At 50.9% G+C, this 14,799-nt stretch carries 16 protein-coding genes; 14 read left to right on the top strand and 2 right to left on the bottom strand.

Annotation, left to right across the window (positions count from 1 at the left end):
- Positions 1-59 precede the first annotated feature (59 nt).
- On the top strand, positions 60-392 hold the full coding sequence (locus KGFNPO_RS05390) for a DUF3579 domain-containing protein (protein WP_472615158.1): 333 nt from the start codon (positions 60-62) through the stop codon (positions 390-392).
- 417 nt (positions 393-809) lie between these two features.
- On the opposite strand, the gene KGFNPO_RS05395 is transcribed toward KGFNPO_RS05390, so the two are convergent.
- Complete coding sequence (locus KGFNPO_RS05395; protein ID WP_472633461.1) at positions 810-3,701, bottom strand: Rne/Rng family ribonuclease; 2,892 nt, start codon at positions 3,699-3,701, stop codon at positions 810-812.
- 575 nt (positions 3,702-4,276) lie between these two features.
- Between KGFNPO_RS05395 and KGFNPO_RS05400 the strand changes: the two genes are divergently transcribed.
- The 4 genes from KGFNPO_RS05400 (at position 4,277) to KGFNPO_RS05415 (ending at position 7,556) form a co-directional block, all read left to right on the top strand.
- Complete coding sequence (locus KGFNPO_RS05400; protein WP_472633462.1) at positions 4,277-5,284, top strand: RluA family pseudouridine synthase; 1,008 nt, start codon at positions 4,277-4,279, stop codon at positions 5,282-5,284.
- Positions 5,285-5,387: 103 nt separating this feature from the next.
- Entirely contained in the window at positions 5,388-6,047 is a 660-nt protein-coding gene (locus KGFNPO_RS05405; RefSeq protein ID WP_472634394.1) for an HAD-IIIA family hydrolase, read from the top strand.
- Entirely contained in the window at positions 6,048-6,425 is a 378-nt protein-coding gene (locus KGFNPO_RS05410) for a Rieske (2Fe-2S) protein (RefSeq protein WP_472633463.1), read from the top strand.
- Between the two features lie 126 nt (positions 6,426-6,551).
- Positions 6,552-7,556 carry a S49 family peptidase gene (locus KGFNPO_RS05415; protein WP_472633465.1) on the top strand — a complete coding sequence of 335 codons (1,005 nt, stop codon included), beginning with the start codon at positions 6,552-6,554 and terminating at the stop codon, positions 7,554-7,556.
- A gap of 295 nt (positions 7,557-7,851) precedes the next feature.
- Here KGFNPO_RS05415 and KGFNPO_RS05420 read toward each other — a convergent pair whose 3' ends face one another.
- Positions 7,852-8,058, bottom strand: a complete 207-nt coding sequence (locus tag KGFNPO_RS05420; RefSeq protein ID WP_472633466.1) for a hypothetical protein — start codon at positions 8,056-8,058, stop codon at positions 7,852-7,854.
- Between the two features lie 113 nt (positions 8,059-8,171).
- Between KGFNPO_RS05420 and iscR the strand changes: the two genes are divergently transcribed.
- The 9 genes from iscR (at position 8,172) to iscX (ending at position 14,589) form a co-directional block, all read left to right on the top strand.
- Entirely contained in the window at positions 8,172-8,651 is a 480-nt protein-coding gene (gene iscR, locus KGFNPO_RS05425; RefSeq protein ID WP_472633468.1) for a Fe-S cluster assembly transcriptional regulator IscR, read from the top strand.
- Positions 8,652-8,670: 19 nt separating this feature from the next.
- Positions 8,671-9,924 (top strand): IscS subfamily cysteine desulfurase, encoded by a 1,254-nt coding sequence (locus KGFNPO_RS05430; protein ID WP_472633469.1) that lies wholly within the window; start codon positions 8,671-8,673, stop codon positions 9,922-9,924.
- A gap of 61 nt (positions 9,925-9,985) precedes the next feature.
- Entirely contained in the window at positions 9,986-10,384 is a 399-nt protein-coding gene (iscU, locus tag KGFNPO_RS05435; RefSeq protein WP_472615164.1) for a Fe-S cluster assembly scaffold IscU, read from the top strand.
- 57 nt (positions 10,385-10,441) lie between these two features.
- A complete protein-coding gene (gene iscA / locus KGFNPO_RS05440; protein ID WP_472615165.1) occupies positions 10,442-10,765 on the top strand; it encodes an iron-sulfur cluster assembly protein IscA in 324 nt (107 codons plus the stop codon).
- Between the two features lie 134 nt (positions 10,766-10,899).
- Positions 10,900-11,415, top strand: coding sequence for a Fe-S protein assembly co-chaperone HscB (gene hscB / locus KGFNPO_RS05445; RefSeq protein WP_472633470.1), 516 nt, complete (start codon positions 10,900-10,902; stop codon positions 11,413-11,415).
- Positions 11,416-11,442: 27 nt separating this feature from the next.
- A complete protein-coding gene (locus KGFNPO_RS05450) occupies positions 11,443-12,063 on the top strand; it encodes a LysE family translocator (RefSeq protein WP_472633471.1) in 621 nt (206 codons plus the stop codon).
- Between the two features lie 6 nt (positions 12,064-12,069).
- Positions 12,070-13,938 carry a Fe-S protein assembly chaperone HscA gene (gene hscA / locus KGFNPO_RS05455; protein WP_472633472.1) on the top strand — a complete coding sequence of 623 codons (1,869 nt, stop codon included), beginning with the start codon at positions 12,070-12,072 and terminating at the stop codon, positions 13,936-13,938.
- A gap of 80 nt (positions 13,939-14,018) precedes the next feature.
- On the top strand, positions 14,019-14,357 hold the full coding sequence (gene fdx, locus KGFNPO_RS05460) for an ISC system 2Fe-2S type ferredoxin (RefSeq protein WP_472633473.1): 339 nt from the start codon (positions 14,019-14,021) through the stop codon (positions 14,355-14,357).
- Between the two features lie 37 nt (positions 14,358-14,394).
- Entirely contained in the window at positions 14,395-14,589 is a 195-nt protein-coding gene (iscX, locus tag KGFNPO_RS05465; RefSeq protein ID WP_472633474.1) for a Fe-S cluster assembly protein IscX, read from the top strand.
- Positions 14,590-14,799 lie beyond the last annotated feature (210 nt).

Genomic DNA, 14,799 nt, shown 5'->3' on the forward strand with positions numbered 1-14,799 from the left:
GCTACATAATGGCGGCAAGCAAACCTGAATAGCAGATACTATAGAAATTAGCTGCAAACATGGCGCATAAAGATATAGACCCGATCATCAAAGAGTTTTTCATACTCGGCATTAACAGTAATGGAAAACAGTTTCGCCCAAGCGATTGGTCTGAACGTCTATGTGGGGCCATGTCTTGCTTTCAGCAGGGCGGAGGCAGAAACGCCCATCTCCAGTATTCGCACTACGTGCGTCCGATCCTGCTCAACGGCATTCGTTCAGTAGTGGTGAACGAAAAATTGCGCCTGATTGAGCCGCTGGCATACCATTTTGTTGTTGATTTTGCAAAAGATAATGATTTGCAAGTGGTCGATGCCTGTTTGCTGCCCGAACCCGATAAGAAAAAAATCTAAAAATGCCTTTCCAAGCTGCAATCGCAGTTGATTTTCTGGTCTGTGCTGCTTAAAAATAAGTTATTTGTTGAGAGTAAGCAATTAGGCGCGATGCGCCCAGACTACTTTACATTTGAAAATTGGTTAACAAAATAGCAATAATTTCTGGAATTACTTTTGGTAAGGCAATGTGTTTCTAACCATACTGCGATAATTAACGGTACTGAGGTGGGTTGTTGAGCGCCTTTAATGAAGTAGTTTCCCTTTGTATTTTCAAGTATTCAGGTGTGGTGTGCTTGATTTTTCCATCAGTATCGTGTTTGCTGCGTATTCCAAAAATGACTACCATAGTGAAGAATGTAAAAAAAGGAGAGCCAAGGCTCTCCTTTTTTACATATAAAATCTGGCTATTTTGTTGAAATAAAACAGTCCATCAGATTAACTGCGTGTTTCTACCTGTGATAATGGTTCCGTCGATAACGATGGTAATGGCTTGCGCTCGCGATGCACTTCCACGGGGGGAGCAATTTTGTCAGCAGCTTCCTGTGCTGCGCGCAATTTCTCTGGGTCCGTAGTGGCTTGCATAAGACCAGCCGAGGCAAGTACTTGCTGCAAATCGATGGCGGTGCTTGGCATCGAAACTGCAGAGATGGGGGTAGATGCAATCGGTGTTTCCTCCTCAACCGGAACAGCAACTGGCACAGTTACCTCAATCATCTCAACCGGAGCAACCACCTTACTCGGAGCAGCCATTTCATGCGGCGCAGTGGATTCACTTGATGTCGTTTCTACATCATTAATCTCGACAACAGGTATTGGAGCAATAGCGGTCGGTGCCGGGGTTATCTCGATGAACGCATTTACCGCGATTTCAGGCACTGTCTCGATCCGGGTTGTAGCAGGTGCTACGATGGACACGGCGTCAGATACTATTGGCGTCGAGTGAACCATATTGGCCCAAGTTGATTCAACAGTCGCTTCAGTTGCCTCTGTAACGGCATTATCATCGACGGATTCGAGTTCGTCGCCGGCCTCGCGATCGCGACGGTTGCGGTTGCGGCCACCGCGGCGGCGGCGGCGGCGCGGCTCATCGCCCTGCTCACTGGTTTCTGCGCTCGTTAGGGCGGCATCTTCCATAGTCGGTTCACTGCTATCCGTATTGTCGGGTAGAAGTATTGGTGCAGCAACAGCTACGGATGCAGTACTGGCGTCAGTGACCAATGGTAGCGATGCAAGCGGCAACGCTTCTTCAATTTTCAACTCTGCAGCATCGGAATCCTTATTTTCAACGCGGCTGCGTTGCTGCCGCTCTCCACTATTGCGACCACGACGACCTTCATTTCCTTCTTCAACTTCGCGTGGCGGCCTGGGTTGGCGCGGAGGGCGTGGCGTACGTATCTCCATAACCTCGCTTACGACGGGCTTGACTATTTCGTCACTGACATCAAGCCGTGCAGTGTCACGTTCTTCGCGGCTGCCACGGTCTTTGCCAGTGCGACCGCCTCGGCTGCGTGGGCCGCGGCTGTTGCGCTCATTGCGTTCGCGGCTTGTTTGTGGCTTTTCCTCGTTGATAATGACTGGAGTGGCAACGGTCGTGAGCGGTTTTTTGCCGAACAACAAGTCCATGAATTTGCTTAAGAAACCTTCCTTAATCGGCTTTTTCGCGGCCTCGGCAGAGGCGTTTGCCAAAGGAGCTACCGGTGTGCGATCTACCAGCGGGGCAGGTTGAGATGGCGTGATCCCTTTGACCATAGCTTCCTGGCGAGGCTTTATTTCCTCTTTTTGGCGTTTACCGTAACCGATGTCGGTTTCAGCCTCTTCCACCATGGTATAGCTGGCCTGGCTGTCTTCCAAACGCGGATCGTCCAGTTTAATGCGTTCGAGCTTGTAATGTGGAGTTTCCAGGTGTTTGTTCGGAATCAGGATTACGGTAACGCGATGGCGAGTCTCTATTTTTAGTATTTCGCCACGTTTCTCGTTAAGCAGGAAGGCTGCAACATCCACTGGAGCCTGTACGTGGATGGCGGCCGAATGTTCTTTCATTGCTTCTTCCTGGATGATGCGCAGGACTTGTAAAGCGGAAGATTCGGTGTCGCGGATATGGCCAGTGCCGTTGCAGCGAGGGCAGGTTACATGGCTGCCTTCCGATAACGAAGGGCGCAAACGCTGGCGTGACAATTCCATTAGGCCGAAACGGGAAATTTTGCCCATCTGGACCCGAGCACGATCGTAGTGCAGCGCATCTTTCAGGCGAGTTTCAACTTCACGCTGATTTTTTGCGTTCTCCATGTCGATGAAGTCGATCACGATCAAACCGCCCAGATCGCGCAGGCGCATTTGGCGGGCAACTTCTTCGGCCGCTTCAGCGTTGGTATTGAAAGCCGTGGCTTCGATATCTGAGCCGCGTGTTGCGCGCGCTGAATTGACGTCGACTGATACCAGTGCTTCAGTATGGTCAATCACAATCGCGCCGCCGGACGGCAATGGCACAGTCCGCGAATAAGCGGTTTCGATCTGATGCTCGATCTGGAAGCGGGAAAACAGTGGTACGTCATCGCTATAGCGCTTGACGCGATGCACCATGTCGGGCATCACATGGCTCATGAACTGGTGTGCCTGTTCGTAAATGCCATCAGTATCGATCAGGATTTCGCCGATGTCTGGCTGGAAATAATCGCGAATAGCGCGGATCACCAAAGAAGATTCCTGGTAAATCAGGAATGCGCCCGGCGCTGACTTGCCGGCGCCTTCAATCGCACGCCAGAGCTGCATCAGATAATTTAAATCCCATTGCAGTTCGTCCACATTGCGTCCAATTCCTGCCGTGCGGGCAATGACGGACATGCCGCTTGGTAAATCCAGCTTGTCCATGGTTTCGCGCAGCTCCTGGCGGTCTTCGCCTTCTACTCGGCGCGAAACACCGCCGCCGCGCGGATTGTTCGGCATCAGAACCAGATAGCGGCCCGCCAGCGAAACGAAGGTGGTCAAAGCGGCGCCTTTATTGCCGCGCTCCTCTTTTTCCGCCTGCACCATGATTTCCTGGCCTTCACGCAAGGCATCCTTGATCGAGGTATTGCGGACATCGACACCTTCTTTGAAGTAACCGCGCGCGACTTCCTTGAACGGTAGAAAACCGTGACGTTCTTCACCATAATTGACGAAGCAGGCTTCCAGAGAGGGTTCTATGCGGGTGATGACGCCCTTATAGATGTTCGACTTACGCTGTTCGCGTCCGGTCGCTTCGATATCGATATCGATGAGTTTTTGCCCATCGACAATAGCTACGCGCAATTCTTCTTGCTGCGTGGCATTAAACAACATGCGTTTCATGTATATGCTCCATGACCAAAAGGCCAACTTAAATGCTGTCTGATCTGTTTGTTAGCAGGCAGCAAATGTATAGGGATGCACGCGAAACGATAGCTTGGGGAGGGAATTGCCTTATTCTGAAGAAGACGGGCCATAGGCGCCGAATTCAACATGGGCGCGGATGGAGTCAATCTGGTTGCCGAGTGCGCACATCGTCAGTGGTGCTTCTGTCGTCGAATCTATCGATTCAGATGCGTGGCGGTGAGCAGTTAAAATGAGCTAAACAAATTACGGGTTTAGCGAAAGCGGCAATAGTAATCAACCACATCAACCAGCAAGCCTTCTTTTATGTTTAGTATGAAGGTGGGCTTACCGGCAATATATCCTTGTAATCCAAACAATCTTTTCCAACATCCTTTGCGTTATCCGATTACAACAACGGTGCAACCTTGATTCGCACAGGATGATGCGTACACATCTTTTCCACCGAATTTGCAAATTGGCGAGGCCAGTGGAGACGCCCCTGTGTAGAATGTCTTTATTATTCTTACACTTGCGACGGTTTTTAACTGAAGCGAAATGATTATATATTCAAAATGAAGGACTTAATGAGATTTTCTGGGAATGAGGCTCAAAAGCCGGTTCATCATCCGGAGCCGCAAAACCAGTCGCCCGCGCGATTCGTTAATATCGCTGAAGAAGACGCCGGGCAGCGGATCGATAATTTCCTGCTGCGCGTATGCAAGGGTGTGCCAAAAAGCCATATTTACCGGATTTTGCGTTCTGGGGAAGTTCGCGTCAACAAAGGGCGGATTGATCAAACATATCGGTTGCTGCCGGGTGATATGGTGCGTATCCCGCCGATTCGCGTGTCGGAAAAGAAAGCGCAATCGGTACCTGGCGCGGAATTTAAAATATTGTTGGAGGATAATCATCTTCTTGTGATTGATAAACCTGCAGGCGTAGCTGTACATGGAGGCTCTGGAGTAAGTTATGGTGTGATAGAACAGTTGCGTGCAGCCCGTCCTGATGCGAAATTCCTTGAACTGGTGCATCGACTGGACCGCGATACCTCAGGTATTTTATTGCTGGCGAAAAAACGCTCTGCCTTGGTGCACCTGCATGAACAGATCCGTGAAAGGCAACTGGACAAGCGTTATCTGGTTCTAGTGCATGGTGATTGGCAAAATCAGCGACAGCATGTCAAATTGCCTTTATTTAAATACACTACTTCCGAAGGAGAGCGCAGGGTGCGGGTGCAGGCGGATGGCTTGGCATCGCACACCGTATTTACATTATTAAAAAATTACGGCGCGTTTGCATTGCTTGAGGCGGAATTGAAAACAGGCCGCACCCACCAGATTAGGGTGCATCTGGCTTCGAGCGGATTTGCGATTGCAGGCGACGATAAGTATGGCGATTTTGCCCTCAACCGTGCGTTGTTGAAAGCGACTGACGCGCGTGGTGTACTAAAACGCATGTTTTTGCATGCGCATCAAATCACTTTTAATCATCCCGAAACGGGCAAGCCTGTGACTTTAAAAGCAGCACTGGCACCGGAATGTGAAAATTTCTTGAAAAGCATGGAACGTGTGCCTGCTTGAAAGCGCTGAGTTAAATTGATATAACAAGAGCATATTTAATGCTACTTTTAACACTTTACCAACATATTAATTAATGGAGTTGGCAGTATGTGCTGCCAAAAAAATGGCAAGAAAGCAATTTGATTTAATTGTGTTTGATTGGGACGGCACCTTGATGGATAGCACTGCGACTATCGCCAATTGTATTCAGGCATCGGCCAGGGATTTGGGCTTGCCGGTACCGGACGACAAGATGGCTTCGCACGTGATCGGTTTGGGTTTGCAAGAGGCTATGGAAGCAGTATTGCCAGGTGTCGATCCGAAATATTATTCGCGCATGATTGAGCGCTATCGTTACCATTATTTGACTAAAGATCACGCATTGACCTTATTCGAGGGCGTCCCTAAAATGCTGGCTGAGTTAGCGCAAGATGGGTATTTTCTTGCTGTCGCAACCGGCAAGAGCAGGGTTGGCTTGAACCGGGCTCTAGACGCTGTCAATTTGTTGTCTTTATTTGATGCGACACGTTGTGCGGACGAAACTTTTTCCAAGCCGCACCCAGCCATGCTGCAAGAATTAACCCGTGAACTTGGTCAGGATATAAAGCGCACAGTCATGATCGGCGATACCACACACGATCTGCAGATGGCTGCCAATGCAGGTGCCGCCGGCATTGCTGTAGAGTATGGCGCACATCCAGAGCATCAATTGCGAATAATGAATCCGTTGTTTTCAGCCAGTTCCGTGCCGTTGTTACATGACTGGTTGTGTCGGTACGCGTAAATGAGAATAGTCGATGTAATCATTCCAATCTGTGGTTCGGATGAAGTCCAGGAAGGTGGAAATGGGGTGCGTTTTCCCGTTACTGCGGGGGGAGAAGATGCCGTGGGCTTCGTCGTGCGTCATAAAGGTATCGTGCGTGGCTTTCTGAACCGATGCGCGCATGTCCCAATGGAATTGGATTGGAATCCAGGTGTTTTTTTTGAATCCAGTGGCTCGTATCTCATGTGTTCAACACATGGAGCACTTTATATTCCAAGTACAGGAAAGTGTGCCGGAGGACCTTGCCGTGGTGCAAACTTGCGGGTAATAACAGTCCTTGAGGTCGATAACGAGATTTTTTGGCAGACGGATGACTACATTCGCCCGGCAATGGCCTGATACAGTATCTCGATAGTTAAACGGCAGCAATTATTCCCGTCATTTTTTCGTAAATATTCTATCAATCGCTTTCGAAGCCGCGTTTGCATTTTGCGGCCATCAGGGCAAACGTAAATAGCTAAAACCATGAGTGATAATGACTTCGACAGTTTATCTAGGAAGAATTCAATGGACCAAATGAAATCCGACAATAAAAAAGATGGATGGGAGCGTGAGGTATTGGAGAAATTAGCTTTTTCCACAATCAGGGAGCAGCGAGCTAGCCGTCGTTGGGGAATATTTTTCAAGCTTTTAACGCTTTCTCTCCTTTTTTATGGCTTTTGGCTGATATTCAATCTGGGTGATGCCACTATGAGCACGCAGGGGCGCCATACCGCGCTGGTAGAGATTAATGGGACAATTGAGGCCGGAGGCAGTGGTGCGGCTGATGTGGTTGTTCCCGCGCTGAATAATGCATTTTCTGCAGATTCGTCCGTTGGCGTCATTTTGCGTATCAATAGTCCCGGTGGAAGTCCGGTCCAGGCCGGCATGATCAACGACGAAATTGTGCGGATGCGGAAAACGTATCCGGGCAAGCATCTTTATGTTGTCGTTGATGAAGTTTGCGCATCCGGCGGTTATTACATTGCTGCAGCCGCAGATAAAATTTATGTCAATAAAGCCAGTATCGTCGGTTCTATTGGAGTGCTGATGGATGGTTTCGGCGTAGCTGGTTTGATGGAAAAGCTCGGCGTTGAGCGTCGGTTGCTTACTGCAGGAAGTAATAAGGGTTTCATGGATCCATTTTCGCCGCAATCTGAAAAAGATAAAGTTTATGCTCAAACCATGCTGGATGAAATTCATACGCAATTTATCGATGCGGTACGCAAAGGCCGCGGAGCGCGCCTAAAAGAGTCGCCCGAGATATTTTCCGGTTTATTCTGGAGTGGGGCCAAGGCAATTGAGTTGGGCTTGGTTGACGGGTTGGGAACAGTTGATACAGTCGCTCGCGAAGTAATTAAAGCTGAAGATATTGTCGATTACACCGAGCATGAGGGCTTGCCTGACCGAGTCTTGAAAAAATTCGGAGCTGCGGTGGGGGCCGCAGCAGTCAAGTCGGCATGGCACGGCACTCTGCCGATTTTGCGATAAATGATGGCAAACTAAATCTGAGAAAAAGCATCCTTGGATGCAGTTTGAGGTTTTTTTTTGCCGTACTGTTACAAAGAACTGCAAGCTTAATAAATAGAGATATTCTTGCTTTTGTTTTTTAAACGCAAATATTTCCTTGTAACTTTTGAGTCACTGCCTATATTTAGAATGTGATCAGTTGGTTCCGCAAGGAGGTGAATATTCACACAATATTTGAGTTTTAGAAGTGATAAGTTTGGATACGAGAACACCACTCGCAACCGCATTCAATGCGGGTCGAGGAGTATGATGCTCCTTAAAAATGCTCCCTCAATACAAGGGGAATGAAAGCGGCGGCGCAATACCGCCGTTTTCGTTTTGATTCTGAGTTTTCTTTCTGCAGTCGAATAACGCCTGCTCGCAGGTGTAAAGAGTACATCTTGGCAGAGCCAGCCATCGTTCGACCAATCCAGTTTTCTGAAAAAAAAATAGCGCCCACCAGGATCAGGCTCTCCTCATCCATTCTTGATGCTTACCTGACGGATTTACTCAGGTTTGCTATACTTGACAAAATCGTTTGGGAATTAAATAAATTTTTAATGGTTTGCTGAATGTGTTTTTAGGACTGGGGTTTTGATGCGTCTGACAACAAAAGGCCGTTTTGCGGTGACTGCCATGATTGACTTGGCTTTGCGTCAGGATAATGGCCCTGTCAATCTGTCTGGCATCAGCCAGCGGCAGGAGATTTCACTTTCTTATCTCGAGCAACTGTTTGGCAAGTTGCGTCGCCATAAGATTGTGGAATCTGTGCGTGGTCCAGGAGGGGGTTACAGTTTGGCGCGCAAGGCCGAGGATGTAACGGTGGCAGACATTATAATTGCGGTTGATGAGCAGCTTGACGCGACCCAATGTGGTGGCAAGGAAAATTGTCAGCACTCGAAACCGGAAACCGGTGGCCGTTGTATGACGCATGACCTGTGGACAACCTTGAATGCAAAAATGGTCGAATATCTCGATTCCGTGTCGCTCAAGGATCTTGCCGATCAGCAAATACAAAAGAATAATGAACAAAACGTGATTGTCATGCAATCGCGCCGTACCCACGTCGTCGCCTGATGATATTTGGAGCTTGAGAATGAATGCACCGTTGGAAAAAAGCCTGATCGAGTCATTGAAGGCACCGCATTTCCCTATTTATATGGACTATTCTGCAACAACGCCGGTTGATCCGCGCGTCGCTGACAAGATGATCCCTTACCTGCGTGAGCAGTTTGGCAATCCTGCTTCGCGTAGCCACATGTACGGTTGGTCGGCTGAAAAAGCCGTGGAGGAGGCGCGTGCGCAAGTCGCCGCGCTGGTGAATGCTGATCCGCGCGAAATTATCTGGACTTCCGGCGCTACCGAAAGCAATAACCTCGCTATCAAGGGTGCAGCCCAGTTCTACAAGACCAAGGGCAAACACATCATTACCGTCAAGACCGAGCATAAGGCAGTGCTCGATACGGTACGCGAACTGGAGCGGCAAGGCTTTGATGCGACCTACCTGCAGCCGCAAGAAAATGGCTTGATTACGATTGACCAATTGAAGGAAGCGATCCGTCCCGACACGATCCTGGTATCGGTGATGCTGGTCAATAACGAAATCGGCGTAATTCAACCGATTGATGAGATTGGCGAGCTATGCCGCGCCAAAGGCATCATTTTTCATTGTGATGCAGCCCAGGCAACCGGCAAAGTCGAGATCGACCTGGAAAAGTCCAAGGTTGATCTGATGACCTTCACCGCACACAAGACTTATGGCCCGAAAGGTATTGGCGCTCTGTATGTGCGGCGCAAGCCACGGGTACGCATCGAGGCGCAAATGCATGGCGGCGGACACGAACGCGGCTTGCGTTCCGGCACTTTGCCAACGCACCAGATCGTCGGCATGGGTGAAGCTTTCCGTATCGCCAAAGAGGAAATGGCGACAGAAATGGTCCGTATCAAAGCATTGCGTGACCGTCTGGCCAAGGGTTTGCAGGATATTGAAGAGGTCTACATCAACGGCGACATGGAGCACCGTGTGCCGCACAATCTGAATGCAAGCTTCAATTTCGTCGAAGGCGAATCGCTGATTATGGCGATCAAGGATATCGCGGTATCGTCCGGCTCCGCCTGCACTTCGGCCAGTCTGGAACCTTCCTATGTATTGCGGGCGCTGGGCCGCAGCGATGAACTGGCGCATAGCTCGATTCGGTTCACCATCGGCCGTTTTACAACTGAAGAAGAAATTGATTTCACCATCGAACTGATGAAATCTAAAGTGGCTAAATTGCGCGAACTGTCACCGCTATGGGACATGCACAAAGAAGGAATCGACATTAGCTCAATCAAGTGGGCAGCCCACTAAGCTGGATTTTTTCGTATCGAAATGTGAAACGAATCAACGTATTGTTTTAAGGAGTATCAAAATGGCTTACTCGGAAAAAGTTCTTGATCACTACGAAAATCCTCGCAATGTCGGCACGTTCGACAAAGGTGACGATTCTATTGGTACTGGCATGGTTGGTGCGCCGGCTTGCGGCGATGTGATGAAGCTGCAAATCAAGGTCGGCGCAAATGGCGTGATCGAAGATGCCAAGTTCAAGACTTATGGTTGCGGCTCCGCCATTGCGTCCTCGTCGCTTGTGACCGAATGGGTCAAGGGCAAGACGCTGGATCAGGCACTGGATATCAAGAACACGCAAATTGCCGAAGAACTCGCGTTGCCGCCGGTGAAAATTCACTGCTCTATCCTGGCTGAAGATGCGATCAAGGCAGCGGTGCTGGACTATAAAACCAAGCACGGCGCGCAATCGCCAGCGGCATAAGTATTTGGTGCAAACAGCATTCCTTCTTCCAATAGGGGGAAGGGTATGGAGAAAATCATGGCAATCACTCTGACTGAAAAAGCAGCGAAACACATCAGTCGTTACATTGACCGGCGTGGTAACGGCATCGGTCTGCGTTTCGGGGTTCGTACCACCGGTTGTTCCGGGTTGGCCTACAAGCTCGAATATGTTGACCACATGGAAGCGGAAGATATCGTGTTCGAATCGTATGGCGTCAAGGTATTCGTCGATCCGAAGAGTCTGTCCTATATCGATGGCACCGAACTGGATTTCGCTCGCGAAGGCTTGAACGAAGGTTTTAAGTTCCATAACCCGAACGTCAAGGACGAATGCGGTTGCGGAGAATCGTTTACGATCTGAGGTATTTTGCAGAGTGCAGATTATCGCTTTCTATTTCCCCCCCATTCTCTGCTGAAAATGATGGGCATATTGCCCGAAAATGAGCCTGTTGATGTTTGGACAGGCTTTTGTTTTGATTATTGTGCAACTACAAAATGCAAAATCACTTCGACTTATTCCAGTTGCCGCAACAGTTCACGATCGATGCCAATGCTCTGGATGCCGCATATCACGAGGTCCAGAGTCGTGTTCACCCTGATAAGTTTGTCAGTGCCACCGACGCCGAAAAACGGGTTGCAATGCAATGGGCGACCCGTGCCAATGAAGCTTATCAAACCTTGAAAGATTCGCTCAAGCGTGCTGCTTATTTGTGCGAACTGCATGGCATCGACCTGCAGACGGAATCGAATACCTCGATGCCGACGGCATTTTTGATGCAGCAGATGGAATGGCGCGAAGCGCTCGATGATGCCCGGGCGGCCAAGGATGTGTCGGCGCTGGACCGGATTGATGCCGAATTGCGTACGGTACGCAAGGACCAAGTGGCGCGGATCGGCACTGCGCTCGATAGCGGAGATTTCACGCAAGCAGCACTGGGCGTGCGCCAATTGATGTTTCTGGAAAAATTCGGCCACGAGATCGGTGATACATTCGCCGCCCTGGAAGCTTGAGTTCCAAATGCACGAAAGTGACAACTAATGCCTGATATCTGGTTATTCCTGGCCGCTGCAGCGACTGTGACGCTGGCACCGGGGCCGGACAATATTTATGTGCTGACCCGCGGCATTACGCAGGGTAAAAAGGCCGGCTTGGTGTCCGCGCTGGGTTTTAGCTCCGGACTGATTTTTCATACCTTGCTGGCGGTACTTGGTTTTGCGGCAATGATCAAAGCTTCGCCGGTTGCTTATGACGTGATTCGCTATGCTGGAGCCGCCTATCTGATCTACCTCGGTGTGCGTACTTTACGCTCTGGTGCAATCGTCAACACGGGCGCATCTGCCACTCTGGTTGCGCCGATCAGAATTTATTGGCAGAGCGTGATCGCGAATATCCTCAATCCCAAAGTAACGTTGTTTTTCATCGCTTTCCTGCCGCAGTTCGTCAATCTACAGGCTGGACATGTCGCAGCACAAATGTTGCTGCTGGCAGCATTATTCATTCTGGTAACGCTATGCATATTCGGGAGCCTCGCCTTATTTTCCGGAATAGTCGGGGCCTACCTGCAGCGTAACGCTTCCGCTTCCCTTTATTTGAATCGTCTGGCAGGGTGCGCCTTTATCGGCCTCGGTATCCGCATCGCCTTGCCGGCATCACGGTAACTTCGCATGGCACTCTTACAAATCGCAGAACCCGGTATGTCCACCGCGCCGCACCAGCATCGGCTGGCGGTCGGGATTGATCTGGGCACCACCAATTCGCTGGTCGCCACCGTACGCAACAGCATCCCCGAAATCCTGATGGATGCAGAAGGGCGCTGCTTGCTGCCTTCCATCGTGCGCTATCTGCCAGGCGCTCAGGTGCATATCGGCCACAAGGCGCAAGCGGCGCAAACCACGGACCCGAAAAATACTATCGTGTCGGTCAAGCGTTTCATGGGGCGCGGCCTGAAGGATGTTCCGTATGTCGAGAACCTGCCATACGATTTCCAGGATGCGCCCGGCATGGTGCAGATCAATACCATTGCCGGCGTGAAAAGCCCGGTGGAAATTTCCGCTCAGATCCTTGCCACCCTGCGCCAGCAGGCGGAAGACGCGCTCGGCGCCGATCTGGTCGGCGCGGTCATTGCGGTGCCCGCGTATTTCGACGATGCGCAGCGCCAAGCCACCAAGGACGCTGCCAAGTTGGCTGGCTTGAACGTATTGCGCTTACTGAGCGAGCCGACTGCAGCGGCGATTGCTTACGGACTGGACAATGGCTCCGAAGGAATTTATGCGGTGTATGACCTTGGCGGTGGCACCTTCGATATTTCGATCCTGAAGCTGACCAAGGGCGTGTTCGAGGTCTTGTCCACTGGCGGCGATTCTGCCCTGGGCGGTGACGATTTCGATCATCGTCTGTTTTGCTGGATCATCGAACAGGCAAAGCTGGCTCCGCTGTCGGACCGGGATACTCGCCTGTTGATGGTCAAGGCCCGCGAAGCCAAAGAGCTGCTGTCCTCCAAATCCGAGACCCATATCGATGCAGTGCTGAATTCGGGCGAGAACGTGCATCTGGTATTAAGCGCCGCTAAATTCGTCGAGATTACCCAGCATTTGGTTGCCAAAACCCTGTCGCCTTGCCGCAAGGCGCTGCGCGATGCGGGCTTGTCGACGGAGGATATCGATGGTGTGGTGCTGGTTGGCGGCGCGACCCGGATGCCGCATGCCCGCAAGGCAGTCGGCGATTTCTTCCAGACCACGCCGCTGGCTAACATCGATCCGGACCAGGTAGTCGCACTGGGCGCGGCGATTCAAGCCAATTTGCTGGCGGGTAATCGTGCTGCAGGCGACGACTGGCTGTTGCTGGATGTAATTCCGCTGTCGCTCGGAATCGAAACCATGGGCGGTTTGGCGGAAAAAGTCATTCCGCGCAATGCCACCATTCCCTGCGCCAGGGCGCAAGAATTCACCACCTTCAAAGACGGTCAGACTGCGCTGGCGGTGCATGTGGTGCAGGGCGACCGGGAACTGGTCAGCGATTGCCGTTCGCTGGCGCGCTTCGAGTTGCGCGGCATCCCGCCGATGGCGGCCGGTACCGCACGCATTCGCATCACTTATCAGGTCGATGCGGACGGCTTGCTGTCGGTGTCGGCGCGTGAATTGCGTTCCGGCGTGGAAGCCTCGATCGTGGTCAAGCCATCGTACGGCTTGGGCGATGACGAGGTAGCCCGCATGTTGCAAGATTCGTTCGCGTCGGCGGATATCGACATGCAGTCGCGCGTCTTGCGCGAAGAGCAGGTCGAGGCCGAACGGATCATGCTGGCAACCCAGTCGGCGCTCGAAAGCGATGGCAACTTGTTGCTGTCCGATGACGAGCGCATCGCAATCGAGGTCTTGCTGCAAGGCGTGCGTGAGCAAGTGCAGGGCATTGATCATGTAGCCGTTCGCGCTGCGGTCAATGCGCTGGCGCACGGCACTGAACAATTCGCCGCCCGGCGCATGGATCGTAGCGTGCGTTCTGCGTTGGCAGGCAAGAAGCTCGATGAAATCGCCTAAGGCTAGAATAACGCTTTAACAATTTAATGCGTCGTTTCCTGCCAGAGACGACAGCTCATCCCATTATCGAGGTAAATATAGTGCCCCAAATCGTCATACTTCCCCACCCGCAACTGTGTCCGGAAGGCGCGGTCATTGATGCGCCGGTCGGCAAATCGCTGTGTGATGTTTTGCTCGACAGCGACATCGAGATCGAACACGCATGTGAAAAATCCTGCGCCTGCACCACTTGCCACGTCATCATCCGCGAAGGCTTTGCCTCGCTGGAAGACGCAACCGAAGCCGAGGAAGATTTGCTCGACAAGGCCTGGGGTCTGGAACCGGCTTCGCGCCTTTCCTGCCAGGCGCTTGTGGGCGAAGAAGATTTGGTAGTGGAAATTCCAAAATACACAATCAACCACGCCCGCGAAATGCATTAGTTGCATTATTCGCAGGCAGGTCAGACCGGAGAACCGCATGAAATGGACCGATACCCAGCGTATTGCGGAAGAGCTTTTCGATAAATTCCCGCAGATTGATCCGTTGACGGTGCGCTTTACGGATTTGCATCGTTGGGTATCTGAACTGGATGGTTTCGACGATCAGCCTGAACATTCGGGCGAGAAAATACTCGAAGCGATTCAGATGGCCTGGATCGCCGAAGCAGAATAGATTCAGTCTAAAATGGCAGCGAAATACACGCTGGTACGTGATCACAAGGCGTTTTAAACGCGTTCAGTGTGGATAATCATACTATGTTGTGTATTTTTTAACCCGCAATATAAATATGCGGTAATGGCAATGTTTTTAGTGATACTCCCTGTTTTTAAAATTACGTAGGAATTTTTCCGGCACTTTTTTCTGCGTTCAGAATGGATGGTT

The organism is Gelidimonas diazotrophica (assembly GCF_055694025.1).

What these genes read in the sequence shown, in the direction of transcription:
- KGFNPO_RS05390 (WP_472615158.1), top strand. Translation starts at nt 60, where the DNA reads ATGGCGCATAAAGATATAGACCCGATCATCAAAGAGTTTTTCATACTC.
- KGFNPO_RS05395 (WP_472633461.1), bottom strand. Translation starts at nt 3,701, where the DNA reads ATGAAACGCATGTTGTTTAATGCCACGCAGCAAGAAGAATTGCGCGTA.
- KGFNPO_RS05400 (WP_472633462.1), top strand. Translation starts at nt 4,277, where the DNA reads ATGAAGGACTTAATGAGATTTTCTGGGAATGAGGCTCAAAAGCCGGTT.
- KGFNPO_RS05405 (WP_472634394.1), top strand. Translation starts at nt 5,388, where the DNA reads ATGGCAAGAAAGCAATTTGATTTAATTGTGTTTGATTGGGACGGCACC.
- KGFNPO_RS05410 (WP_472633463.1), top strand. Translation starts at nt 6,048, where the DNA reads ATGAGAATAGTCGATGTAATCATTCCAATCTGTGGTTCGGATGAAGTC.
- KGFNPO_RS05415 (WP_472633465.1), top strand. Translation starts at nt 6,552, where the DNA reads ATGAGTGATAATGACTTCGACAGTTTATCTAGGAAGAATTCAATGGAC.
- KGFNPO_RS05420 (WP_472633466.1), bottom strand. Translation starts at nt 8,058, where the DNA reads ATGGATGAGGAGAGCCTGATCCTGGTGGGCGCTATTTTTTTTTCAGAA.
- iscR (WP_472633468.1), top strand. Translation starts at nt 8,172, where the DNA reads ATGCGTCTGACAACAAAAGGCCGTTTTGCGGTGACTGCCATGATTGAC.
- KGFNPO_RS05430 (WP_472633469.1), top strand. Translation starts at nt 8,671, where the DNA reads ATGAATGCACCGTTGGAAAAAAGCCTGATCGAGTCATTGAAGGCACCG.
- iscU (WP_472615164.1), top strand. Translation starts at nt 9,986, where the DNA reads ATGGCTTACTCGGAAAAAGTTCTTGATCACTACGAAAATCCTCGCAAT.
- iscA (WP_472615165.1), top strand. Translation starts at nt 10,442, where the DNA reads ATGGCAATCACTCTGACTGAAAAAGCAGCGAAACACATCAGTCGTTAC.
- hscB (WP_472633470.1), top strand. Translation starts at nt 10,900, where the DNA reads ATGCAAAATCACTTCGACTTATTCCAGTTGCCGCAACAGTTCACGATC.
- KGFNPO_RS05450 (WP_472633471.1), top strand. Translation starts at nt 11,443, where the DNA reads ATGCCTGATATCTGGTTATTCCTGGCCGCTGCAGCGACTGTGACGCTG.
- hscA (WP_472633472.1), top strand. Translation starts at nt 12,070, where the DNA reads ATGGCACTCTTACAAATCGCAGAACCCGGTATGTCCACCGCGCCGCAC.
- iscX (WP_472633474.1), top strand. Translation starts at nt 14,395, where the DNA reads ATGAAATGGACCGATACCCAGCGTATTGCGGAAGAGCTTTTCGATAAA.